The sequence below is a fragment of the Streptoalloteichus tenebrarius genome, assembly GCF_024171885.1.
Lineage (GTDB): Bacteria > Actinomycetota > Actinomycetes > Mycobacteriales > Pseudonocardiaceae > Streptoalloteichus > Streptoalloteichus tenebrarius.
The window spans coordinates 253,758-277,754 of record NZ_JAMTCP010000005.1 but is presented as its reverse complement, the minus strand read 5'-3'; the positions used below and the strand labels follow the sequence as shown (position 1 = coordinate 277,754).

19 protein-coding genes are annotated in these 23,997 nt (G+C 73.5%); 7 read left to right on the top strand and 12 right to left on the bottom strand.

All coding sequences use genetic code 11. From position 1 onward, the window contains the following. From LX15_RS07995 to LX15_RS07980, 4 genes are all read right to left on the bottom strand, one after another. Positions 1–329 (bottom strand): ferrochelatase (locus LX15_RS07995; protein ID WP_253668850.1); only part of this gene is annotated, 329 nt, incomplete at its 3' end. Between the two features lie 98 nt (positions 330–427). Beyond that, a complete protein-coding gene (gene fabI / locus LX15_RS07990; RefSeq protein ID WP_253668849.1) occupies positions 428–1,198 on the bottom strand; it encodes an enoyl-ACP reductase FabI in 771 nt (256 codons plus the stop codon). Positions 1,199–1,242: 44 nt separating this feature from the next. Further along, positions 1,243–1,947, bottom strand: a complete 705-nt coding sequence (gene fabG / locus LX15_RS07985) for a 3-oxoacyl-ACP reductase FabG (protein ID WP_253668848.1) — start codon at positions 1,945–1,947, stop codon at positions 1,243–1,245. Between the two features lie 222 nt (positions 1,948–2,169). Further along, positions 2,170–2,433, bottom strand: coding sequence for an acyl carrier protein (locus LX15_RS07980; RefSeq protein ID WP_253668847.1), 264 nt, complete (start codon positions 2,431–2,433; stop codon positions 2,170–2,172). Positions 2,434–2,841: 408 nt separating this feature from the next. Here LX15_RS07980 and LX15_RS32305 point away from each other — a divergent pair, with 408 nt between their 5' ends. From LX15_RS32305 to LX15_RS07960, 5 genes are all read left to right on the top strand, one after another. Continuing rightward, complete coding sequence (locus LX15_RS32305; protein ID WP_301304174.1) at positions 2,842–2,976, top strand: hypothetical protein; 135 nt, start codon at positions 2,842–2,844, stop codon at positions 2,974–2,976. 191 nt (positions 2,977–3,167) lie between these two features. Continuing rightward, complete coding sequence (locus tag LX15_RS07975; RefSeq protein ID WP_253668846.1) at positions 3,168–4,523, top strand: MFS transporter; 1,356 nt, start codon at positions 3,168–3,170, stop codon at positions 4,521–4,523. 12 nt (positions 4,524–4,535) lie between these two features. Continuing rightward, on the top strand, positions 4,536–5,219 hold the full coding sequence (locus LX15_RS07970) for a response regulator transcription factor (RefSeq protein WP_253668845.1): 684 nt from the start codon (positions 4,536–4,538) through the stop codon (positions 5,217–5,219). Beyond that, the gene (locus tag LX15_RS07965) at positions 5,212–6,618 is read left to right on the top strand and encodes a sensor histidine kinase (RefSeq protein ID WP_253668844.1); all 1,407 of its coding nucleotides are present in this window, start codon (positions 5,212–5,214) and stop codon (positions 6,616–6,618) included. The genes LX15_RS07970 and LX15_RS07965 overlap by 8 nt, the downstream gene beginning before the upstream one ends. Further along, positions 6,615–7,604 (top strand): TAXI family TRAP transporter solute-binding subunit, encoded by a 990-nt coding sequence (locus LX15_RS07960; protein ID WP_253668843.1) that lies wholly within the window; start codon positions 6,615–6,617, stop codon positions 7,602–7,604. The genes LX15_RS07965 and LX15_RS07960 overlap by 4 nt, the downstream gene beginning before the upstream one ends. Before the next feature lie 176 nt (positions 7,605–7,780). On the opposite strand, the gene LX15_RS07955 is transcribed toward LX15_RS07960, so the two are convergent. The 7 genes from LX15_RS07955 to LX15_RS07925 all read right to left on the bottom strand — a co-directional run bounded on the left by LX15_RS07955 (position 7,781) and on the right by LX15_RS07925 (position 20,822). After that, positions 7,781–8,470 carry a hypothetical protein gene (locus LX15_RS07955; RefSeq protein ID WP_253668842.1) on the bottom strand — a complete coding sequence of 230 codons (690 nt, stop codon included), beginning with the start codon at positions 8,468–8,470 and terminating at the stop codon, positions 7,781–7,783. Between the two features lie 223 nt (positions 8,471–8,693). After that, positions 8,694–12,863, bottom strand: a complete 4,170-nt coding sequence (locus LX15_RS07950) for a glycoside hydrolase family 2 TIM barrel-domain containing protein (RefSeq protein ID WP_253668841.1) — start codon at positions 12,861–12,863, stop codon at positions 8,694–8,696. A 206-nt stretch (positions 12,864–13,069) separates the two neighbouring features. After that, entirely contained in the window at positions 13,070–14,035 is a 966-nt protein-coding gene (locus LX15_RS07945) for a VWA domain-containing protein (protein ID WP_253668864.1), read from the bottom strand. Between the two features lie 8 nt (positions 14,036–14,043). Then, positions 14,044–14,925: a DUF58 domain-containing protein gene (locus LX15_RS07940; protein WP_253668863.1), complete on the bottom strand. Its 882-nt coding sequence runs from the start codon at positions 14,923–14,925 to the stop codon at positions 14,044–14,046. A gap of 143 nt (positions 14,926–15,068) precedes the next feature. Continuing rightward, positions 15,069–16,229 carry an AAA family ATPase gene (locus tag LX15_RS07935; protein ID WP_253668840.1) on the bottom strand — a complete coding sequence of 387 codons (1,161 nt, stop codon included), beginning with the start codon at positions 16,227–16,229 and terminating at the stop codon, positions 15,069–15,071. A 114-nt stretch (positions 16,230–16,343) separates the two neighbouring features. Further along, positions 16,344–16,940: a molybdenum cofactor guanylyltransferase gene (gene mobA / locus LX15_RS07930; RefSeq protein WP_253668839.1), complete on the bottom strand. Its 597-nt coding sequence runs from the start codon at positions 16,938–16,940 to the stop codon at positions 16,344–16,346. Between the two features lie 2,499 nt (positions 16,941–19,439). Then, the gene (locus tag LX15_RS07925) at positions 19,440–20,822 is read right to left on the bottom strand and encodes an NlpC/P60 family protein (RefSeq protein WP_372502467.1); all 1,383 of its coding nucleotides are present in this window, start codon (positions 20,820–20,822) and stop codon (positions 19,440–19,442) included. A 729-nt stretch (positions 20,823–21,551) separates the two neighbouring features. On the opposite strand from LX15_RS07925, the gene LX15_RS07920 reads away from it, so the two are divergent. Continuing rightward, entirely contained in the window at positions 21,552–21,818 is a 267-nt protein-coding gene (locus LX15_RS07920; RefSeq protein WP_253668838.1) for a phytanoyl-CoA dioxygenase family protein, read from the top strand. Between the two features lie 30 nt (positions 21,819–21,848). Further along, positions 21,849–22,340, top strand: coding sequence for a phytanoyl-CoA dioxygenase family protein (locus LX15_RS07915; RefSeq protein ID WP_253668837.1), 492 nt, complete (start codon positions 21,849–21,851; stop codon positions 22,338–22,340). A 78-nt stretch (positions 22,341–22,418) separates the two neighbouring features. Here the strand turns inward: LX15_RS07915 and LX15_RS07910 are convergent, their stop codons facing one another. After that, on the bottom strand, positions 22,419–23,957 hold the full coding sequence (locus LX15_RS07910; RefSeq protein WP_253668836.1) for an AMP-binding protein: 1,539 nt from the start codon (positions 23,955–23,957) through the stop codon (positions 22,419–22,421). Between the last annotated feature and the right edge of the window lie 40 nt (positions 23,958–23,997).

The window sequence follows — 23,997 nt, the reverse complement described above, 5'->3', positions numbered from 1 at the left end:
GAGGTGGTGAACACCAACGCCCGCCGCACCCCGTCCGCGGCCATCGCCGCCACCGCGTCCTCCACCATCGGGTGCCAGTTCCGGTTCCCGAAGTACACCGGCAGCGTGATCCCCCGCCCGGCCAGCTCCTTCTCCACCCGGCCGATGATGTCCCGGTTCAACCGGTTCAACGGGGACACACCCCCGAAGTGCAGGTAGTGCTGGGCGACCTCCTCCAGCCGCTCCGGCGGCACACCCCGACCCCGGGTCACGTTCTCCAGGAACGGCCGCACGTCCTCCGGGCCCTCCGGCCCACCGAACGACAGAAACAACAACGCGTCGAAGCCCACGTCGCGATCCTTCTCCCCCGACACGGCGGCGGGCCCGCCGCCCCCTGGTCATCGTGACCGGGGCAACGGGCCCGCCGGGAGTCGAGCGGAAGAACGCCTCACATGCCGAGGGCGTGCACGCCTCCGTCAACCCACACCATGGAGCCGGTGGTCGCCGGGAACCAGTCGGACAGCAGGGCGCAGCACGCCCTGGCCACGGGCTCCGCCGCGGTGGTGACGTCCCAGCCGAGCGGGGCGCGCTCGCCCCACGCCGACTCCAGGTCGGCGAAGCCCGGGATGGACTTGGCGGCCATGGTGCGCACCGGGCCGGCCGCGACCAGGTTGACCCGGATGCCCTGTGGGCCGAGTTCCCTGGCCAGGTAGCGGGTGGTGGCCTCCAGCGTGGCCTTGGCCACGCCCATCCAGTTGTAGGACGGCCAGGCCACGCGGGCGTCGAAGTCCATGCCGACCAGCGAGCCGCCCTCCTTCATCAGCGGGAGGCAGGCCGTGGCCAGCGACTTGAACGAGTACGCCGAGACGTGCAGCGCGGTGGACACGTCCTCCCACGGCGCGTCGAGGAAGGGGTTGCCCAGGCAGGACGGCGGGGCGAAGCCGATCGAGTGCAGGACGCCGTCGAGGCCGTCCACGTGCGCGCCGACGCGCTCGGGCAGCGTCCGCAGGTGCTCGTCGTTGGTGACGTCCAGCTCGATCAGCGGCGCCTCCTCGGGCAGCCGCCTGGCGATGCGCTCCACCAGGCTCAGCCGGCCGTAGCCGGTGAGCACGACCTTGGCCCCCTGCTCCTGGGCGAGGCGGGCGACGTGGAAGCCGATCGAAGCGTCGGTGATCACACCGGTGATCAGCAGCCGCTTGCCTTCCAGAAGTCCGGTCACGAGTGAATCCTCCGATTGGGACGGATATGAGGGGAGGGAGGGGGTCAGTGGCCCATGCCCAGGCCGCCGTCGACCGGGATCACGGCCCCGGTGACGTAGGCGGCGGCGTCCGAGGCCAGCCAGGTGACGACGCCGGCGATCTCGGACGGCTCGGCGTAGCGGCCCAGCGGCACCTGGCCCAGGATCGTCTTCTTCCGCTCCTCGGGCAGCTCGGCCGTCATGTCGGTGGCCACGAAGCCGGGGGCGACGACGTTGGCGGTGATGTGCCGCGAGCCCAGCTCCCGCGCGACGGAGCGGGCCAGGCCGACCAGGCCGGCCTTGCTCGCCGCGTAGTTGACCTGGCCGGCGGAGCCGGACAGCCCGACCACCGACGACACGAACACCATCCGGCCCCAGCGCTGGCGCAGCATCCCCTTGGCGGCGCGCCGCGCCACCCGGTAGGCGCCGGTGAGGTTGGCGTCCACGACGCGGGTGAACTGCTCCTCGCTCATCCGCAGCAGCAGGGTGTCGTCGGTGATGCCGGCGTTGGACACCAGCACCTCGACCGGGCCGTGCGCGGCCTCCACCTCCTGGAAGGCCGCCTCCACCTGCGCGGCGTCGGTGACGTCGCACTTGACCCCGAGCAGCCCGTCGGGCGCGCCGGACCCCCGGTGCGTCACGGCGACCTTGTCGCCCTGCGCGGCGAACGCCTGGGCGATCGCCAGACCGATGCCCCGGTTTCCGCCGGTGACCAGTACCGACCGTGCCACGACTGCTCCTCCTGCTGTTGCGTCGGGTGTGGGCTGATCGTCGGCGACACTATCCGCTACCGGCCGGTACCCACGAAACGGGCCGACCCGACAACGGGCGCGCCGGGACGCTGGCGGACCCGCACAACGCACCAGCTCTGAGCACGGGCGACGCCACGCGGCCGGGCCGCGTGGCGTCGGGGAGACGGGGGACACGCCCGGCGGGGCGGCCCCGCCGGGGCGTCAGGGCATCTGCCCGCCCGAGCCCGTGTTGTTCTTGATGTAGTCGCGCAGTCGGCCGTAGGTGGTCAGCCGGGGGCGGTCCTCCTCGGGGACGCGGCACAGGAGCTGGACGTCGACCTGCCGGAACAGCTTCCGCATCTGGTCGTGGTCCGCGCCGAGGTCGTCCTCGAAGTGGGTCTCCTCGCTGATGTCGTCCGGCCGGACGCCGTCGAGCCGCCACGTCTCGATGATCAACTGGCGCAGCCGCAGGTCCAACGCGCTCATGCGGTCTCCTCCCAGATCGTCTCGTCGGGTTCGGGTCCACGGCGTGGCGGCGGGGTCCCGACCGGTCCCGCCCCGCCGCCGACGCCGTGATCAGCCCGGTCGTCGGGGTCGGCCGGACCCCGACGTCCACTGGCCCCAGGTTTGCCCCTTCGCCCGGCTCCCGAACCCGACCACACCGCCGACGGCTCCGATCCCCGCGTCCAGCCCGGGGCGCCTGCCCTCCCCGCCCGCCACCACCATGCCTCGGCCGGACACGGCACGAACCGAGCGGGGCGGCCGAACCAGCGAGATCAGGAAACAACCGGGATTGTCCGGTTGATCGCGATCAATTGTCAGAAGCTCCCGGTCAACGCCGAGCCTCCCCAGCGTCCTGCGGGCACACGTTCACGTCGACCACGGGAGAGAACGATGCTCCGGAAAGCGAGCCACCTGACGGTCGACAACTTCTACGGCTACCTCGCCGGTCAGACGATCCGCACCGAGGTGTGGGTCGACGACATCTTCGGTCGGGTGGCGAGCGCCACGATCGAGATCAGGGGCTGAGCACGGCGGGTCGGCGGCGCGCGCTCGTCACCAGGGTGAGGAACGCCCGCCGACCCGCCCTCCGACATCGGATGACCACGGAGCGTGGCAGGCGACCACGCACCGTCTTAAGCGGATGTAAAGAGTCGTCCTCGCCCCTTGCCCCTCCTCGGCGCGATCCCGAACGTGATCCAGGTCTCGAGGAGGGTTACATGTCAGTGGAGCTGGGGCGCCGGACAACGAGGTCCGGTGAGCGCCGGGTGGTGGGCAACGTCATCCGGGGCAGCATCGGCAACTTGATCGAGTGGTACGACTGGTACGCCTACACGGCGTTCTCCGTCTACTTCGCCAACGCCTTCTTCCCGAAGGGTGACGAGACCGCCCAGTTGCTGAACACCGCCGCGGTGTTCGCGGTCGGCTTCCTCATGCGCCCGATCGGCGGCTGGCTGCTCGGCCGCTACGCGGACCGGTTCGGCCGCCGCGCCGCGCTGACCCTGTCGGTCACCCTGATGGCGGTCGGCTCGCTCGTGATCGCGGCGACCCCGTCGTACGCGTCGATCGGCGTGGCCGCGCCGATCCTGCTGGTCCTGGCCCGGCTCGGCCAGGGCCTGTCGGTCGGCGGGGAGTACTCGACCTCGGCGACCTACCTGTCGGAGGTGGCCTCGCCCGGCCGGCGCGGCTTCTACTCCAGCTTCCAGTACGTGACGCTCACCGCCGGCCAGCTCCTGGCCCTGGCGGTGCAGATCGTCCTCCAGCAGGTCCTGACCAGCCAGCAGATGCACGAGTGGGGCTGGCGGATCGCCTTCGTCATCGGCGCGTTCGGTGCCGTCGTGGTCATGCTGCTGCGCCGGAAGATGGACGAGTCGGCCAGCTACGAGCAGGCCACCCAGGGCGAGAAGGCCGCGGGCGACCGGGGCACGCTCGCGGCCCTGCTGCGCCACCCCAAGGAGGTCGCGCTGGTCGCCGGCCTGACCCTCGGCGGCACGGTGGCCTTCTACACCTACACCACCTACCTCCAGAAGTTCATGATCAACACGAGCGGGATCTCCAAGGAGACCGTCTCCTGGATCAACTTCTTCGCGCTGCTGGTCTTCGTCGTGCTCCAGCCGCTGGCCGGCGCGCTGTCCGACCGCATCGGCCGCCGCCCGCTGCTGCTGACCTTCGGCATCGCCGGCACCGTGCTCACCATCCCGCTGCTCACCGTGCTGAGCGGCACCCGGGACCCGCTCGTCGCGTTCCTGCTCATGCTGGGCGGCCTGGTGATCGTGACCGGCTACACCTCGATCAACGCCGTGGTGAAGGCCGAGCTGTTCCCCACCCGCATCCGCGCGCTGGGCGTCGGCCTGCCCTACGCCCTGACCGTGGCCATCTTCGGCGGCACCGCCGAGTACGTGGCGCTGTGGCTGAAGGACGCCGGCCACGAGTCCTGGTTCTACCTGTACGTGTCCGCCTGCGTGCTCGTCTCGCTCATCGTGTACTTCTGCATGCGGGAGACGTCGAAGGAGTCGGCGCTGGAGAAGGACGCCCAGCGGGCCGGGGAGACCTCGGAGGCCGACGCCAGGAGCTGAGTCGGAAGGGACGTGGCCGTGCGCGTGCTGTTGGTCGAGGACGACGACGGCGTCGCGGACGCGCTGGTCGAGGTGCTCGACGCGCACGGCCACGTCCCGACCAGGGTCCGGCGGGGAGCCGACGCGCTCACCCGGCACCGGGACGCCGACCTGGTGCTGCTCGACCTGGGCCTGCCCGACGAGGACGGCCTGGAGATCCTGCGCAAGCTCCGCCGCGTCGCCACGGTGCCGGTGCTCGTGCTGACCGCCAGGGGCGACGAGCGCTCGGTGGTCAGGGGCCTGCGCCTCGGCGCGGACGACTACCTGGTCAAACCGGTCCGGCTGGCCGAGCTGCTGGCCAGGATGGAGGCGGTGGCCCGCCGCGCCGGCCGGGCGCACGGCGGCGGCGAGACCGTGGTGCGGCTGGGCGACGTGGAGATCGACCTGCTCGCGCGGCGGGTGCGGGTCGCCGGCGACGAGGTCGTCCTCACCCCCAAGGAGTTCGACGTGCTGGCGGTGCTCGCCGGGCGCCCCGGCAGGGCGGTGAGCCGCCAGCAGCTCATGGACCAGGTGTGGGGCGACGCCTACCTGGCGGTCTCCCGCTCGTTGGACGTGCACGTCGCCCAGTTGCGCAACAAGCTCGGCCGCCCCCGGCTGCTCACCACGATCCGCGGGTTCGGCTACCGCCTCGGGGAGCCGGAGCCCCCCGGTGCGTAGGCGGGTGCTGCTGGCCCTGCTGGCGTTCGCGGTGCTGGCCGTGGCGGCCTTCGCCGTCCCGCTGCTCAGCTCGACCGCGTCCGAGCGCACGCAGCAGCTCGTGATCGCCCGCACCGCCGACCTCGACCGGTTCGCCGTCCTGGCCGACCAGGCCGCGACGACCGGGGACAGCGCCACGCTGCGCGCCGAGGTCGAGCGGTACACCGAGGTGTACGGCGAGCCGGTCGTCGTGGTCGACGCCCACCGCGCCCCGGTGGTGGAGACCGGGGGCATGCGCGCGGCGGAGCCGGCGGTCGCCGCGCTGGTCGACGGCGCGTTGCGCAACCAGCCCGCCGAACCAGTGGCCGAACTCCGCCCCTGGTCACGGGAGGACGTGTTGCTGGCGCGGCCGGCGGGAACCGGCACGCGGGTGTCGGGCGCGGTGGTGTTGCGGGCGTCGGTGCGCGCCGCGGCGGCGGACGTCGCGCGTCGCTGGGCGTTGGTCTCGCTCGGTGCCGCGGCGGCCGCGATCGCCTGCGTCGCACTGGCCCTGATCATGACGCGGTGGGTGCTGCGCCCGCTGCGGGAGCTGGAGCGCGGGGTGCGGGCGGTGGCGTCCGGGCGGGGCAACGCGCAGGTCGCCGTGGGCGGCCCTCCGGAGCTGCGCCAGCTCGCCACCCAGTTCAACCAGATGTCCGACGCCGTGGCCGACGCCCTCGACCAGCAGCGCCAGCTCGTCGCCGACGCCTCGCACCAGCTTCGCAACCCGATGGCGGCGTTGCGCCTGCGGGTGGACGCCCTCGGCGCGCGGGTGCCCGAGGCCGGGCAGCGCGCGTACCGGTCGGTACAGTCCGACCTGGAGCGGATGGAGTCCCTGCTGGACGACATGCTCGCGCTCGCGAGCGTGGAGAACCGGGCCGGCCGGCTGTCGGCGGGGCGGGACGTCGAGGCGGACGAGGCCCGCGCGGTGTGCGACGCGGCGACGGTGGCGGCCGCGCAGGTGGAGGCGTGGCGGCCGGCGGCGGAGCAGGCCGGGGTGACGGTGCGGACGGAGATCGGCCCGGCGCTGGCGCGCTGCGCCGAGGACGAGCTGGCGCAGGTCCTCGGGGTGCTGCTGGACAACGCGGTCAAGTACGCGGGCCGGGGCTCCACCGTCACTGTCCGTTGTGGACGTCAGGCGGACGTGGTCCGGCTGGCCGTCGTCGACGACGGCCCCGGCATGGGCGAGGACGAGCTGCGCATGGCCACGCGCCGCTTCTGGCGGGCCGACCGGCACCGGGGGACCCGGGGCACCGGGCTCGGGCTGCCGATCGCGGAGCGTATGGTCTCCGGACGCGGCGGGCGGCTGGAGCTGCGCGCGGCCCGACCACACGGTCTGGAGGTCCTGGTCGAGCTACCGACGGCGGAGGGGGCGCGATGAGCGGCGCCTGTCGGCGGTCGGTGTTGCGCGCGGGCCTGGCGGGCGTGCTGGCCGCGTGCGTCCCCGCGTGCTCGACCGGCGGCTACACCGGCCCCGAACGGGTGTTGTCCGTGGCCGGCGGGGAGTCCGGCGGGTTCTACCTGGCCTTCGCCGAGCTGCTGGCCGCCGAGACCAGCGCCGCGGAACCCCGGCTGCGGACCACCGCGTTGCCGACCGAGGGCAGTCTGGCCAACGTCGAGCTGCTGCGGTCCGGCCGGGCGCAGCTCGGCCTGGTGCTCGCGGACACGGCGCAGGCGGCCCTCGCCGGCGAGTTGCCCGGCGGGCAACGCACGCCGCTGCGCGCGCTCGGCCGCGTGTACGAGAACTACATGCAGGTTGTGGTGCCGGCGAACAGCACGGCGAGCATCGTCGCCGACCTGGCCGGTCGGACGTTGTCGTTGGGCGCGCCCGGCTCGGGGGCCTCGTTGTTCGGGCAGCGGCTGCTGGCCGCCACCGGGCTGTCGTCGGGGGACTCGTCGGCCGGGACGCCCCGGGTGAACGTCGTGCAGCTCCGGCTCGCCGACGCGGTCACCGCGTTGACCAGCGGCCGGGTCGACGCGTTGCTGTGGTCCAGCGGCGTGCCCACGCCCACGTTGACCCAGCTCGACGAGCGCCTCGGCATCCGGTTGCTGCCGCTGGACTCGGCGCTGCCCGCGCTCCGCGCCCGGCACGGCCTGGTGTACGAGCGGGTGACCGTGCCCGCCGGGGCGTACCGGCTGGTGCGGGAGGTCCCCACGGTCGGCGTGGCCAACCTGTTGCTGTGCTCCCCCGACCTGCCCGACGACGTGGCGGCGGCCGTCACCCGCGTCCTGGTGGAGCGGGCGGCGCGGCTGGTGCCGAAGGAGGCGCTGGGCACGCAGTTCCTGGACGTGCGCACGTTGGTCGGCACCTCGGGGGTCCCGCTCCACCCCGGGGCCGCCGAGGTGTACCGCGCGGTCCACGGCTGAGGCCGGGTCGGCGCGGGGACCGACCTGGGCTGACAGGTCGAAGCTGATCGGTCGAAGCCGCGGCGCCCTGGGCTGGGCGGCCCACGAGCGGGGCCGGACCACAAGCGGGGCCAGCCGGCGAGCGGCGCCGGACCACGAGCGGGGCCAGCCGGCGAGCAGGGCCAGCCGGCGAGGGCTCACAGCGCGAGCACCGTGAGCCCGAGGCCGAGGACCAGGGACGTCAGGGCGAGGGCGCGCCAGGCCCGCGCCCGACGGCCGCCGGCCGCCAACACCCGCGCGGCCAGGGTCGCGGCGGCGCGCAGGCCCAGCGTGTACGCGGCGTTGACCGCGTGCCAGAGCAGGACGAGCCCGCCCACGGGGCCGCACGCCAGCACGACGAGGCAGACCAGCACGCGGGCCGTCACCCCGTCGATCATCAGGTGGGCCGCGCCCGCGACGGAGAGCCGGACGGCGGCCCCGAGCAGGACCAGCGCGACCTCCGCCGGGGTCGGGGCGTCGCGCTCCACCACCGTCAGGTAACCGCCCGGCCCGATCTCGCCGGCGCGGAGCTGGCGGGCGGCGCGCCACCGGTTCTCCGCGCGACGCGCGTGCCGCCCGGGCAACACCCGCCACGACCACGCGGCGCGCGCCGCGACGCCGACCCGGCCCCACACCTCGGCCGCGCCGGCGGGCGCGGCCTCCCTCGTCCACTGGCGCAGCCGCGCGGGGCCGACCAGGTCGAGCACGATCGCGAGGCCGCCGAGGACCTGGAGGCAGACACCGGCCCGCCCGAGCCAGGGAACCGGCAGGCCCCACAGGGCGACCCCGTCCAGCGGCTGCCCCGAGCCCCATCTCCCCACCGCGTCGAGCAGGCCGAGCGACTCCATGATCCCGACTCTGACACGCGGCCCTCACCGGCTCCAACCACGTGACGCATCCCTGTCGTCAATCCCACCACCGGTCGGTCCTGGGGAATCGGCCGTCGCGGCCCGACGTTGATCCGGTGAACGCCGTGCTGGAGCGCGCTCCACCGCCCACCCGGTCGTCCGGCCGCCCGACCGCCCGCTCACGTGTCCGTCCATTGTGGACCCAGAGGGGGGTGCGGCCGGATCAGCGTCCCGGCCGCTTCGGCTTGGTGGGGACCACGGGCTCGCTGCGCGCCGCGACCGGAGTCGCCCGCACCTCCGCCCGCGCGACCGAGCGCACCCTGGCCTCGGGAGCGCCGGTCGCGATGACCTCCGCGTCGACCCACCGTCGACCGCCAGGGGCGTTCGCATCCCTGACGAGGGACGTCTCGACCGTCTTCGAGGCACCAGGAGCCAGCTCGCCCAGCGTGACCCGGTCGGTTTCGGCGCGCCATCCGTCGGGCGGCCACAGATCGACCGTCACGTCGCGCAGCGCGGAGGGACAGGGGTTGGCGACGGTCACCCGGGCCGTGGTCCGGCCGCCGGCCGGCACGTCGGCCGGGTCGACGCCCACTCCCACCGTGGCCCGGCAGATCGCGGGACCGGCCGGACGGCCGCCCGCCCGCACCTCGTCGGCGGACAGCGGACGCAGCAGCACGGAGTAGCCGTACTCCTCCCCCGGGCGCACCTGGTAATCCGGCAGGACGGGGTAGAAGGTCTCCCCCACCCCGCTGACCGCGTGGTTGACGTGGAGGGTGTTCCACCCCGGGTTGCGCCGCAACGCGAACGGGTAGGCCGCGCGGTCGATCTCGTCGAAGGGCGTCACCGAGACCTGGAGGTCGCCGGCCACCAGCAGGCCCCCGGTGCTCCCGTCGGTGAGGGTCGCCCAGCGGACGTCGGTGTGGTTGCCGTGGTCCTGCGGCCAGGAGTACGGCACGTACTGCTCGTCCACAGTGGACGAATACACGCCGACGGCCGTGCCGTCCCTCCTGTCCACGTAGTTCTCCACCGGCCCGCGCCCGTGCCAGTGGAACCGCTGGAACTCCTGCGGCACCTGGAGGGTGAACCCGATCCGGGGCAGGTAGGGCACGTTCCGCGCCGCGCCCTGGGCCTCCACCCTGTGCCGCACGCGGATCTCACCGTTGCCGTTCACCGTGTACGTCATGAGCTGGCGGAACGAGGAGTCGCCCGTGCCGCTGACCGTGCTCGGCACGCTCACCCTGGCCTCGCCGTCGTGCTGGGAGACGGTCACCGGGCCGGGGGTGGTGGTGAGCCGGTCCAGCCCGGCCGCGCGCCAGGCCAGCTCCTCGTCCCGCCGTTCGTTGTTGGTCGGCGCGCGCCACGCGTCCAGCGCCGGGCCGCGCCGCAGCAGCTCCACGCCCCTGACCCGCATCGAGGTCAACGTGCCCGAGGCGCGGTCGAAGGTGTGGCGGAACTCCGGGCCGGACACGACGATCCGGTCACCCTCCTCCGACACCGAGACCGGTGGCGGAGCGCCGAGGGCCGGCGGGCCGGCCACGAGGTCCCCGCCCACCGGGAACTGCTGGGCCGTCAGCACGTGCCCGGCCCGCGCCCACGGGGTGTCGGCCCTGAGCGCGGCCTCCACGGTCAACCACCGTTCCGGGCCGGTCGAACCGGCGGGCACAGTGCCGTTCACAGTGGACAGTCGCACCTCGGCCCGCTGGCCGGGGGCCACCTGGAGCGGCTGCTCGCCTCGCGCGACGACGCCCCCGTTCTCCTCGACGCGCCAGCGCAGCACGAGGTCGTCGGTGCCCGTGAAGGCCCGTTCGTTGGTGACCGCGACGCGGCCCTCCCGCGCGGCGGCGTCGGTGATCCGGATGGGCGAGTGGGTCCACGCCATCTGGGTGGCCTCGGGCTGCGGCGTGCGGTCGGGGTGCAGGACGCCGTCGTTGCCGCTCGGGCCGGCGCCGTAGGACTGGTACGTGCCGCGCTCGGTCACCTCGTCGAAGTCGAGGGCGAGCACGGCCTCCTGGGCCGGGTCGCGCGCCAGCTCGTCGGCGGTGAGGGCGCGGTGGTAGATCCGCACCTGGTCGATCGCGCCGTGGGACATGCGGGTGGGGATGTTCTCGTCGCCGAGTTCGGAGTTCCTGCCGATGTTCACCGGCCAGGTCGACCCGGCCACGGTCCCGCTCCACGCCGTGCTGCCGACCTCGGCCCCGTCGACGTACAGGCGCAGCGCGTTCCCGTCGAAGGTGCCGGAGACCCGGTGCCAGTTCCCGTACCAGTCGGCGGGGACCGGCGCCTGGATGACGTGCCAGCCGTCGTTGTAGACGAAGAACTCCAGGAGCTGGTCGGTCTTCATCTTCAGCGCGTACTGGTGGTCGCCCTTGGAGATGACGGTGAAGTCGCCGTACCAGGACTCGGGGCGCACCCACGCGTCGAGCGTGAGGGCCTGGGAGACCTCGTCGAACCGGGGGTCCCGGTAGACCTCGACGAAGTCGTCCAGCCCGGACAGGGCCACCGCGCGGCCGGAGCGCCCCTCGACGTGCGCCGGCATCCCGCTCAACCAGGCGAGGATTCCGTTGCCTGACGAATCCGGGGTGGTGCGCAGGGGCCGGGTGATGTCCTGGTCGACCAGGTCCCAGACGAACCCGCCCTGCACCTGCGGATGGCGGCGCACCACGTCCCAGAACTCGCGGAAGTTGCCGAGGCTGTTGCCCTGCGCGTGCGCGTACTCCCCCATGATCACCGGCTTGCCGGTGATCGACGCGATGTGCTCCAGCACGCTCGGCGTGGGGTAGCGCGGCCCCCACACGTCGGCGAAGGGCGCGTCGCCGTCCGGGACGCCGGGCTGGTGGTAGAGCGGCCGGCCGGGCGCGTGCGCCCGCGCCCACTCGGCCATCGCGTGGTGGGCCCTGCCCAGCCCGGCCTCGTTGCCGGTGTCCCACATCAGCACGCTGGGGTGGTTCTTGTCCCGCTCGACCATCGCGACGAAGCGGTCCAGGAACGCCTTCTGCCACTCGGGCCGGTCGGCGAGGCAGTCGTCAGGGCACGCCTGGTGGTTGTGGGTCTCGACCTCCATCTCGTCGTCGACCCAGATGCCGAGCCGGTCGGCCAGGTCGTAGAAGGCCGGGTCCGAGGGGTAGTGGGCGGTGCGGACGGCGTTGACGTTGAGCCGCTTGAGCAGGTGCGCGTCGGTGGTGTCGCGTTGCTCGGTGACGTGCCGGCCGGTGGCCGGGTCGGTCTCGGTGCGGTTGACCCCGCGCACGACGACGCGCCGGCCGTTGACCAGCACCTGCCTGTCCCTGATCTCGATTTTCCGGAAGCCGACGGGCTGGCTGGTCACGTGGGTCGTGGCGCCGCCGGGGTCGAGTAGCTCCAGCACGAGCGCGTGCCGGTTCGGGGTCTCGTCCGTCCACTTCGGAGGGTCGCTGACCCTGCCCTCCAGCCGGGCGACGCCGCCGGTCTCCCCCACCTCCACCGCGCCGGTCAGCATGCTCACCGGGTTGCCCCCGGGGTCGTGCAGCACGGCCCGCACGGGGTAGGTCCCCGTCGGGCCGCCCTTGCGCACGACCTCCACGTCCGCGCGGAGGGTGGCGTCGCGGTAGGCCGCGTCGAGGTCGGTGCTGATCGTGACGTCGTGCAGGTAGGTCTGCGGGGTCGCGTACATCCACACCGAGCGGAAGATCCCGGAGTAGCGCCACTGGTCGTAGTCCTCCAGGTAGGAGCCCGCCGACCAGCGGTGCACCTGCACCGCGACGGTGTTGCTCCCCCGACGCAGGTCGTCGGTGACGTCGAACTCGGCCGGGGTGTAGCCGCCCTGGTCGTAGCCGACGTACGCGCCGTTGACCCACACCAGGTAGGCGCTGGTCACGCCCTCGAAGCGCAGGAACACCCTGCGGCCCGACCAGTGCTCCGGCAGGTCGAAGGTCCGCACGTACGCGCCGGTCGGGTTGAGGTCGCGCGGGGTCCTCGGCGGGTCGTCGGGCCACATCTCGGTCGGCGAGTTGCGGAAGACCGGGTGGTCGAGCCCGTCGGTCTGCCAGGTGTGCGGGACGGTGACGACACGCCAGTCCGAGGTGTCGTGGCCGTCGGAGGCGAAGCCCGGCGGGACGTCCTGCGGGCGGTCGGCCATCCGCAGCCGCCACTCGCCGTCGAGCACGTGCACCCATGGGGAGGAGCGGTCGCCGCGCGCGGCGGCGGAGGCGTCGGCGTGGGGCCGCAGCTCGGCGTGCGGGGGCTCCTGCCCCTCCGCCACCATCTCGGGGTCGTCGAGGTAGCGGTACACGTCGGCGGGCGGGCCGGCGGACGGGGCGAGGGCGACGACGCCCTGGCCGAGCCAGGTGGCGACCAGGACGGCGAGCGCGGTGACCGTGCGGTGGACCAGGATTCCCCGACGCCCGCTGCGCACCATGGCCGCACCCTCCTGTGATGGTCACCATCACCGGGACAAGCAGGTCGCACACTACTGAACGTGATCGTGGTCAACCAGGGACGCGACCGCGCGTGTCCGGTGACGGCGGCGAAGTCCACCCGATCGCCCGTACGGCGCGGCCCCGGCCGCGGCGGGATCGCCGTCGACCGGGGCCGTGCCTCCCGGAGGCTCGGGGGTGGCGGGCGTCAGGGGATGCGCCGGCCGAGGGCGAGGGACGCGCCGACGGCGATCAGCGCGCTCAGCGTGCCCAGAACCAGCCACGGCCGGCTCGCGTCGACCTGCTTGTTCTCGTAGCCGATCTGCTCGCCCAGCGTGTCGTAGACCTTGCGGAGCTGCTCGGCGGTCGCGGCCTTGTGGAACTCGCCGCCGGACAGGTCGGCGATCTCCTTCATCGCGTCGTCGTCCACCGGCACCGGCACCATCCGGCCGTCGATGTCCACGGTGCCGCGGTCGGTGCCGAAGGAGATGGACGAGATCGGCACCTTCGCCTTGGCGGCGTCCTTGGCCGCCACGGACGAGGAGGTGGTGCCGGTCATCTCCTTGCCGTCGGTCATCAACACGATCCTGGCCGGCGGCGCGCCGTCCGCGCCGCCGAGGAGCTTGCCGAACGACTCGATGGTGCGCAGGCAGGCGACGATCGCGTCGCCGGTGGCCGTGGACTCGGCCAGGCGCAGGTCGTCGATCGCCTGCTTGACGCTCTCCCGGTCGGTGGTCGGCGAGACCAGGACGGTCGCGGTGCCGGCGAAGGCCACCAGGCCGAGGTTCACCCCCGGCGTCAGCCCCTCCACGAAGGACTTCGCGGCCGCCTGCGCCGCCGCCAGCCGCGTGGGCTGCACGTCGGTGGCCTTCATCGACAACGAGACGTCGATGGCCATCATGACCACCGCCCGGTTGCGCGGCACGCGCTCGCGGGTGGTCGGCCCCGCCAGGGAGACGGTCAACAGCAGCAGGGCCACACCGAGCAACGCGGCCGGCGCGTGCCGGTACCACCCGTTCCGCCGGGGCGCGACCTTCTCCAGCAGTTCGAGGTTGGTGAACCGCAGGGTGTCGCGACGCCGTCGGCGCTGCACCCACAGGTAGCCGGCGACGAGCAGGCCGATCGCCACGACCAGGGTGAACCACCACGGGGCGGTGAACCCGCTCAGGCTCAACCCCAGCATCAGACAACCCCTCCCGACCAGTTGCGCTTGCGCGCCACGACGAACCGCACGATGTCGGCCACCCAGTCGGAGTCGGTCCGCAGCACCAGGTGGCCGGCGCCGGCGCGGCGGAGCACCGCGGCCACCGACTCGCGGTGCGCGGCGGCCGCCGCCGCGAACTCCCTGCGCAGCAGGGGCGTGGCGTGCACCTCCCGCTGCCGGCCGCTCTCCGGGTCGGCCAGCACCACGGTGCCCACCTCGGGCAGGTCGACGTCCCTCGGGTCGAGCACCTCGACCGCCAGCAGGTCGTGCCGGGCGGCCAGGGCGCGCAGGGGCCGTTCCCAGTCCAGCGGGCCGAGGAAGTCCGACACCACGACCGCGAGCCCACGCCGCCTCGGCGGCCGGCGGAGCTGTTCGAGCAGGGCGGCGAGGTCGCCCCTGGTGCCCTCGGGCGCCCTGGGGGTCTCGGCGATCCGGCGCACCAGGGTCCTGGCGTAGGCCAGGCCGCCCCTGGCCGGCACCCGCTCGGTGCGCTCCCCGGTGGAGACCAGGGCGCCGACGCGGTTGCCGCCGCCCTGCGTCAGGTGCGCCACGGCCGCGACGGCGGCGACCGCCAGCTCGCGCTTCTCGCAGGCGGCGGTGCCGAAGTCCAGGCTGGGCGACAGGTCGACCAGCACCCACGTCTCCAGCTCGCGGTCGGCGACCGTCTCCCGGATGTGCGGCTCCGTGGTGCGGGCGGTCACCGCCCAGTCCATGCGGCGGACGTCGTCGCCGGGCTGGTAGGGGCGGGCCTCGCCGGGCTCGGTGCCGGGACCGGGGACCAGCCCGAGGTGGTTGCCCTGCAACAGCCCGTCCAGTCGGCGGCGCACGGTCAGCTCCAGCGTGCGCAACGCCGCCTCCATGCGGCCGGAGGTCAGGGAGGGCGGCGCCCAGGACGGGCGCCGGTCCTCGGCGGGACCCGCCCCGGTCGTCCCGCCCTCCTGCCCGTCACCCCGGGCGTGCTGGGGCGCGTCGGAGCTGGCTGACACCTGCGGTCCCCTCCCGGTCACTGCCGGTTCGGCGCGGCGGACGGCGCCACCGGCCCCGGCTGGCCGGTCGGCACGGCCGGGCCGGGCTGGCCCTGCGGGGCGGGCGGCATCGGCTGGTGCTGCGGGGTGGCGGGGGCCGGCGGGTAGGGCGCGACCTGCGGCCGGGCCGACACCTGCGGCAGCGGCACCGTCTGGAGCACCCGGCTGACGATGTGGTCGACCGGGACGCCGTCGGCCAACGCGTCGTAGGACAGCACGAGCCGGTGGCGCAGCACGTCGGGCACCACGTCGACCACGTCCTGCGGCAGGACGTAGTCGCGGCCCCTGACCAGCGCGAGGGCGCGGGAGGCGGCGACGACGCCGAGGGTGGCGCGCGGCGAGGCGCCGTAGGCGATCCAGTTCGCCACGTCGGACAGGCCGTGCTCGTGGGGCGAGCGGGTGGCGACCACCAGCCGGACCACGTAGTCGACCAGCGCGTGGTGCACGAACACCCGCGAGGCCACGCCCTGGAGCCGGGTCAGCTCGGCCGGGTTGAGCACCTGGTGCGGCTCGGGGGGCTGGACGCCCATCCGGTAGACGATCTCCCGCTCCTCCTCGGCCGTCGGGTACTCCACGACGATCTTGAACAGGAAGCGGTCGCGCTGCGCCTCGGGCAGCGGGTAGACGCCCTCGTTCTCGATGGGGTTCTGGGTCGCCAGCACCAGGAACGGGTCGGGCATCGGGAAGGTCTGGCCGCCGATCGACACGTGCCGCTCGGCCATGACCTCCAGCATCGCGGACTGGACCTTGGCCGGCGCGCGGTTGATCTCGTCGGCGAGCACGAAGTTGGCCACCACCGGGCCCAGCTCGACGTCGAAGGTCTCGCTGCCCTGGCGGTAGATGCGGGTGCCGAGGATGTCGGCCGGCACGAGGTCGGGCGTGAACTGGACCCGGGAGTAGGTGCCGCCGACCACCCTGGCGAAGGTCTCCACGGCCAGCGTCTTGGCCACGCCCGGCACGCCCTCCAGCAACAGGTGCCCCCTGGCGAGCAGGCCGACCAGCACCCGCTCGACGAGCCGGTCCTGGCCGACGATCACCCGCTTGACCTCGAACACCGTGCGTTCGAGGAGCTGGGCGTCGCGCGCGGGGGTGTTCGGCGTGCTGCTCCCCGCGCCCTCGGCGTGCCCGGGCTCGGTCACTGGCTTACCTCCTACGACGGACCGGCGGCGTGACAGGTCGCCACTCCACCGCACAGGGAACCGGACTCGCGGTATGACCGCTGTGAAGACCTTACGGGCGCAGGGCGAGTGGTCTCATCGGGTGCTCGCGCCCCGCGCCGCGCGCAGGTCGTCGGGGGTGTCGACGTCGAGGGTCTCGCCGGGGAGGGCCGGCACGTCGATCCTGGTGAGGTGGCCGAGGACGGCGCGGACCGCGAGCCCGGCCCCGCGCTCGGGCACCACCGACCGCAGGGCCGGCGCGCGCCACACCCCGAGGAGCCACTGGACGTGGCCGTGCTCGTCGACCAGGACCGCGCCGTCGGCGGCCCGCTCGGCGCGCAACGCCGCGCGCAGGCGGTCCAGCGTGCCCGGCCCCACCGCCGCGAGGTCGCCGGCGAGCACCGCGACCTCGGCGACCTCGGCGGGCACCGCGCGCAGCCCCTCGGCGAGGCCGGCCAGCGGGCCGCCGCCCGGCGGGTCCTCCCTGGCCCAGAGCACGGGCAGGGCGGTCGTCCTCGGCGGGCCGACGACCACGACCGGGTCGGCTCCGCCGGCGGCCACGGCGGCCAGCACGCCGTCGAGCAGGGTCCGGTCGCCGACGGTCAGCGCGACCTTGTCGCATCCGCCGAGGCGGCGGGCCCGGCCCCCGGCCAGGACGACGGCCGCCCAGGGAGACGGGGGTGGAGGCTTCACGGTCGACATGGTGCCGGTGGTCCTCGCTCCTCGGGTTCGGCGGCGGTGTCGGCTCCACGGTGTCCCCCGTGACCTCCACCCGCGCCGGTCGGGCTGTCCAGGCGCGACACCGGTGACAGGACGCGCGGACGCGCACTGCCGCTGCTGTCGCTGTCCCCGATTCTGCGCGTCTCCCCCCGCGACCGCGCGGGTGAGTGGCGACTCGTCGGGGATGGCGGCTTCTCGGGGGCGGGTGTCGTCCTGGAAGGGAGGCGGCGGCGTGGCGCGGAGGGCGGGCAGCGAACGTCCACTCCGGACGCGTTCTTTCACGGTGAAGTCCCGGAGGCCCCGGGCGGCACGGGTTGAACACGAAGGGACCGCGAGGATCTCGCGGAGGTGCGTGGTCTCGCGCGTCGGGACCGAGCGGGCCAGGGAGATCTCGTCCAGCGGCCGCAGAAGAGCACGCAGTTCCCGGGCCGCTCCGCGCGGCAGTGCGAGCAGTGGGTCTCGCAACGCCTCGCGCAGCACCGCCGGGTCGTCCCACTGACAGCCCGGGCAGGGACAGACCTCGGGCGCGTGGTCGAGGAGGGCGCGGGTGGGACCGTGGACGAACCGAGTCCAGCCGTCGAGCGCCTCGGCGATCGCCCCGGGCCAGAACCGTGGGCGTTCCAGCTCGGCGATCATCCGGACCGACCGCGCGGAGACCCGGGGAACCTGACGAATCGGTCGTCCGCACCAGGGTCCGAGCGGTGGGCGGGCGCGGAGTTGGTGCGGGCTCCTACGCGGCATGTCCCCTTCTGGTCGGTCATGATGTTGATCTCTCCACGCGCGCCGGGCGACGGACAGACAGCCCAAGACGACATCGGGCGGACGACGTGGCTTGGCCACCGGCGCGAGCCGGCGGGGTCCGCGCGAAATGCGCATCGGAGCTGATCCTGGCCCGGCCCGGGTGGCGACAAGGACCTCTTGAACGGCACCAGGGCGCCAGCAGGTGCTGACCGTCGACCGCGTCGGCGATCACTGGACGAACCCACGCGATACGCGGGGACCTTGACGAATCCGTCATCCGCACCGAGGTCGGAACGGCGAGCGGACACCATCCGCAGCGGACGCCTCCGCAGCACTGCCCCTTTCCGATCATCACGCGCTGATCCGTCCGCAGGCGGGCGGCCCGGCTCGCGATGTCGAACCCCGGCCAAGGACGTGAACCCGGCCGGCCTTCGGCAGCAGCGCACGCGGAACGTGCTCGCGGACCGCCTCTGACCCGCCCGAGGCGACAACAAGGACCTTCCGGGCGGCACTACGCACCAACGAACTCCAGCCTCGGCCACTCCGACGGCCCACCGGACCAGAACCCGCCACACTCCAGCTCAGCGACCGCCCGACAGACCACGCTGTGGACTCGAAGAACCTGACGGCCGGCTGTCCGCGCCGCTGTCACAACAGCGGACGGACCACCAGTCGCCTGGGTGCCCAGCCGGCATCCCCCTACTGCTCATGACCACACTGGTCCACCCTCAGACCCCTCAGGCCAGGTCGCGGCACAGCTCCTGACGCCGAACCCGAAGAACGTACGAGGACCGCGCCTGCGTTCACCGGCGGCGTCCCGTGGACCGTGCTCGCGGGCCAACCCTGGCCGCCCGAGGTGACACAAGGACCTCCCAACGGCACCAGGTACCAACAAGCTCCGACCATCGCGCACTTCGTCGATCACGCCGGAGCAGAACCCGCCACACTCCAGCTCGGCGATCATCCGGACCGACCGCGCGGAGACCCGGGGAACCTGACGAATCGGTCGTCCGCACCGGGATCGAGTGGCGGGCAGACACGCCAGCCGCCCTGGCCGCTCACGCGACCCGGCCTCCTCCGACCGTCACCACACTGATCCGCCCTCAGGCCACACAGCGGCGGCACCGAACCCGAAGAACGAACGACACCCCGCCGATCTTCACCGGGGGGCGCGTCCACGTGAATCGTGGACCAACCCTGGGCCGCCCGAGGTGACACAAGGACCTCCCAATGGCACCACATACCAACAGGGGCCGACCGTCGAGAGACTGGCGGCCGCACCCCCACCAGACGCGGGTGCACACCAGCTCGAAGATCCTCTGGGGGCGGACATGTCAGCCCCTCAGGACGTCTCCTCGGCACGTCCCCTCCCGATGATCATCACGCTGATCCGTCCGCAGGCGACGCGGAACCCTGCCTCGCGATGCCGACCCCACAGAACAAGGAGAACCCCGCCAGCTCTCACCAGCGGCACCCACGTCGATCATGCTCGCGGGCCGGTCCTGGTCCAGCCGAGGACCTCCCGGCGGCACCACCACGCACCAACAGGGACCGACCGTCGATCCTTCCGCAGGCCGTGCAGCACCCCGCATCGTGATGGCGCACCCCCGAAGAACCTCGAAGAACCCCGAAGAACAGTGTGGACCCCGCCGGTGGAGACCGGCGGGGTCCACGTGGTCGCGTTCAGGAAGAGGCGCGTTCCGAACGGAATGGTCGGGAAACGTTCGCGTGTCAGAGCACGCGCACGGCGTAGGGCTGGATGCCGTTGTACCGGACCGGGGAGACCCGCACGCTCGACCCGGAGTACGGGGCCTCCACCATCGTCCCGTCGCCGAGGTAGAGGGCGACGTGCTGGCCGCCGCCGGGCCCCCAGAACAACATGTCGCCGCGACGCGCCTGGTCCAGCGGGACGTGGTCGCCGGCGAGGTACTGGTAGCCGCTGTACTTGGGCAGGCTCACCCCGGCGGCGGCGAAGGCGTAGACCATCAGGCCGGAGCAGTCGAAGCCGACCTTGGCGTAGTCGCCGTAGGAGTCGGCAACGCCGCCGTCCCTGATGCCGAGCGTGGGCCCCTCGGCGTTGCCGCCTCCCCAGGAGTAGGGCACCCCGATCTGGGACAGGGCCCTGGCGATCACGGCCTCCACGTCGCCGGTCGACGCCTCGTTCCTGGCCGGCGGCCGGCTGGGGGCCCCTGGCCCGGCCGGTCGGCGCGGCGGCGGGGCCGCGGCCACGCGCCGGGCGGAGTCGGCCTGGGCCCTCCTGGCCGCCTCCTCGGCGGCGCGGCGCGCGGCCTCCTCCTCGCGTTGCTTCGCGGCCAGCCACTCCTGGTAGCGCTGCCGTTGCCCCTCCAGCCCGGCGACCTCGGCCTGGGCCTGGGCGAGCTGGCGCTCGACCTCGGAGCGGTCGCTCTCGATCCGCTGGGTGTGCTCGCGCTGCTCGGTCATGGCCCGCACGGCCGCGGCCTTGGCGGCGTCGGCGGCCCGCCGGGCCTCCTCGGCCTTGGCCTGCCGGTCGCGGGCCACCTCCAGCGCCTTGCGCGCGGCCGAGTCCTTGTTGGCCCGGTCGGTCCTGGCGCGCTCCATCTGGTCCATGGCGTCGAGCTGGGAGCCGCTGACCGCGTTGAGGAGCTGGGCCCTGGCGAGCAGGTCCTCGGGGCTGGTGGAGCCGAAGTAGGCCGTGAGGGAGCCGACGGTGCTGCCCTGCTGGTAGCTGGCGGCGACGAACTGGTCGGCGCGTTGGCGGGCCTGCTCCACCGTCCGGCCGGCCGCGTCGGCCTCGGCCCTGGCGACCTCGGCGTCCCGCAGGGCGGCGGTGGCGGCGGCCTCGGCCGCCGCGAGGTCGACCATCGCCTTGTTGGCCTGCTCCAGCTTCCACTCCACGTCGTTGACGAGCTGCTGGAGGCGTCCCTCGGACTCGACCAGCCGCTGGGTCAGCTCGCCGACCCTGGCCGCCTTGGCGCGGGCCTCCTCGCGTCCCGCCTCGATCTCGGAGTCACTGGGGTTGGGTGGCGGGGGTGGCACCGCGCCGGCCGGGCCGGCCGCGGCCATGACCACCGCCATGGCGACCACGAGGACGCCGGCGCCGAGCCCGAGGGCTCTTCCGCGTCGCGTCGACACGAGCTCCACCTCCCGCCCGGGACCCGCCGCCCCGGAGGGCGCGGCCCCGAAGTCCAGCCCCGCCGTCTCGGCCGGTTCGGCCGACTCGGCTGCCCGGGTGGCCCGGTTCCACCGAAGGACGGAGCGTTGCTACTGCCGAGCGGACTGTGCCACTGGGGCCACTTGCTTGCCACTCGAAACAACTGGCTCTTCGCCCCCTTCAGTCACAGAAGCCCCGGAAATGCACGGAGAGTCACGACTGCCGCGCGTGGTGATGGCGGCATCAGCCCGGGACGGGTCCACGACAACGAGTGGTCCAGCCGGGTCGTGGTCACCGGCCGCACCGAACAGACCTCTTGATCCAGAAGGGAATCCGGGCGGCGACCCCACCGTCAACCCGATTCAGGGACGGCCCGGAGGCCGGGACGGACCGAACGGGTCGGCCTCGTCGCCGAACCCTCGACCGACACTGGAGTGAGGTGTTGATCACCGATTCGGCCGCGCCGGCCGTCCGGCCCGACCACAGCCCCGGCCCGCCCCTCGCCGCCGCCCGTTCCGTCATCTGACGAAAGAGCGCCATGACCTTCTTTCTCTGTGAGACGGCGCGCGATCAGGCGTTCGGCGCTCTCCGGGGCGCTCACGTGGCGGGCGCGGAGACCGAAACTCAGTGGCCAGTGGCCGGGCGCACCAACCACAGTCCCTGGTGCCCTGGTGCCCCGATTCCGGGGTGCGTCACGAAAGGCGGTGCGTGTGCCCGTTCCCACCCTGACCGACGAGCAGACCGAACGGTTCGTCGAGGAAGGTTTCGTCAGGTTGGACGGAGCCTTCCCGCGCGAGCTGGCCGACGCCGGACGCGCCCTGCTGTGGCGCGAGACGGGACTGGACCCCGACGACCCCACGACCTGGACCCAGCCCGTGGTCCGCCTCGGCGGCTACGCCGACGAGCCGTTCCGGCTCGCCGTCAACACCCCGGTCCTGCACGCCGCCTTCGACCGGCTGGTCGGCGTGGGCCGGTAGGAGCCGAGGCACAGCCTCGGCACCTTCCCCGTGCGGTTCCCCAGCCCCGAGGACCCCGGCGACGCCGGGTGGCACGTGGAGGCGAGCTTCGCCGCCGAGGACGGGTCCGGCTACCGCACGAACCTGCGGTCACGCGGGCGGGCGCTGCTGATGCTCTTCCTGTTCTCCGACGTCGGCGAGGACGACGCGCCCACCAGGATCCGCGTCGGCTCCCACCTCGACATCCCCCCGCTGCTGGCCGACGCAGGGGACGCCGGGGTCGACCCCTTCGCCTTCGGCCCCGTGGCCGAGGCGGCCACCGCGCACCGGCCGCTCGCCCTGGCCACGGGCGAGGCCGGCACCGTGTACCTGTGCCACCCGTTCCTGGTGCACGCGGCGCAGCCGCACCGGGGGACCGTTCCCCGGTTCATGGCACAGCCCCCGCTGCCGCCGACCGGGGATCTCGTTCTGGACCGGGCGGACGGCGACTACTCCCCCGTCGAGCGGGCCGTGCGACGCGGCCTCGGCCTGCCGGAGGCATGAGCGCCCGGTCTGGGCGTCCCGGTCTGGGCGTCCCGGTCTGGGCGCCCGACCCGCGCCGGGCGCCCAGACCGGACGCGCTCAGTTGACCTGACGGGAACGCCCGGCCCAGTACGGTTCGCGGAGCTTGAACTTCTGGATCTTGCCGGTGGCCGTGCGCGGGATGGCGTCCCGGAACTCCACCGAGGTCGGGGCCTTGTACCCGGCGAGCCGCTCCTTGCAGTGGGCGATGATCTCCTGCTCGGTGGCCTGGGCGCCCTCGGCGAGCACGACGAGCGCCTTCACCGTCTCGCCCCACTTCTCGTGCGGCACGCCGATCACCGCGACCTCGGCCACGGCGGGGTGGGCGAAGATGCAGTCCTCGACCTCGATCGAGGAGACGTTCTCCCCACCGCTGATGATCACGTCCTTCTTGCGGTCGCTGATGGTGAGGTGGCCCTCGGCGTCGATCTCCCCGCCGTCGCCGGTGTGGAACCACCCGCCGGCCAGCGCCTCCTCGGTGGCCTCGTCGTTGCGCCAGTACCCGTCCAGGACGACGTTGGCCCTGGCCAGCACCTCGCCGGTCTCCGAGATCCGCAGCCGCACGCCGAGCGCGGGCGCGCCGGCGCGGGACAGCTTGCGGGCCCGCTCCTCGGCGGGCAGGTCGACGTCGGCCGGCCGGGTGCGGTTGAAGGTCAGCAGCGGGCTGGTCTCGGTCAGGCCGTAGATCTGCTGGAACTCCCAGCCCAGCTCCTCCTCCACCCTGGCGATCATGCGGGTGGGCGGGGGCGCGCCCGCGCAGACGATCCGCACGCGGTCCCTGCCGGGGATCTCCCCCTCCCAGTGCCGCGCGGCGTCCAGCACCAGGTTCCACACCGCCGGCGCGCCGAACATCAGCGTCACGCCGTGTTCGTCGACCCGGCGCAGGATCTCGGCGCCGTCCACCTTGCGCAGCACGACCTGCTTGGCGCCCAGTCCGGCCAGCACGTACGGCATGTTCCAGCCGTTGCAGTGGAACGTCGGCAGGGTGTGCAGGTAGACGTCGCGCTCCCAGGTCCGCGTGTGCAGCCCGAAGGTGACCGTGTCGACCCAGATGTTGCGGTGGGTCAGCCGCACGCCCTTGGGGCGCGCGGTGGTCCCCGAGGTGTAGTTGATCGTCGCCGTGGCGTCCTCGTCCGGCCGCGACCAGGGGCGGGGCTCGACGTCGAACCGCATCACCTCGGTCTCGGTCTGCTCCCCGAGCACGAACCGCTTCGGGGCGTGGACCCCGCGCAGCGACTCCTCCAGCTCCGGGTCGACCAGCAGCACGGACGCGCCGCTGTGCTCCACGATGTAGTCGACCTCGTCGGGGCGGAGCCGGAAGTTGACCGGCACGGCGACCCTGCCGCTGGCGGGGACGGCGTAGAGCAGCTCCAGCAGCCGCGCGGCGTTGTGGCTGGCCACGGCGACCCGCTCGCCCTCGGCCACGCCGAGGGCGTCCAGTCCGGCCTGCCAGGCCCTGACCCGGCGGGCCAGCTCGCCGTAGGTCGTGGTCGGGACCGGAGCCGCCGGCTGGGTCGGTTCGTCCACGATGGCCGTGCTGTCGGCGAAGACGGTCTCGGCGCGGTCCAGGAAATCGGCGACGGTGAGCGGAACCCGCATGCCTGCACCTCCCCAGGTGACACTGTTGCCGACACCCTAG

Bases quoted from the DNA above. Each gene is read 5' to 3' on its own strand.
- LX15_RS07980 (WP_253668847.1), bottom strand. From the start codon at position 2,433: ATGAGCGCGTTGGACCTGCGGCTGCGCCAGTTGATCATCGAGACGTGG.
- LX15_RS32305 (WP_301304174.1), top strand. From the start codon at position 2,842: ATGCTCCGGAAAGCGAGCCACCTGACGGTCGACAACTTCTACGGCTAC.
- LX15_RS07950 (WP_253668841.1), bottom strand. From the start codon at position 12,863: ATGGTGCGCAGCGGGCGTCGGGGAATCCTGGTCCACCGCACGGTCACC.
- LX15_RS07955 (WP_253668842.1), bottom strand. From the start codon at position 8,470: ATGGAGTCGCTCGGCCTGCTCGACGCGGTGGGGAGATGGGGCTCGGGG.
- LX15_RS07910 (WP_253668836.1), bottom strand. From the start codon at position 23,957: ATGCGGGTTCCGCTCACCGTCGCCGATTTCCTGGACCGCGCCGAGACC.
- LX15_RS07975 (WP_253668846.1), top strand. From the start codon at position 3,168: ATGTCAGTGGAGCTGGGGCGCCGGACAACGAGGTCCGGTGAGCGCCGG.
- LX15_RS07960 (WP_253668843.1), top strand. From the start codon at position 6,615: ATGAGCGGCGCCTGTCGGCGGTCGGTGTTGCGCGCGGGCCTGGCGGGC.
- LX15_RS07940 (WP_253668863.1), bottom strand. From the start codon at position 14,925: ATGGAGGCGGCGTTGCGCACGCTGGAGCTGACCGTGCGCCGCCGACTG.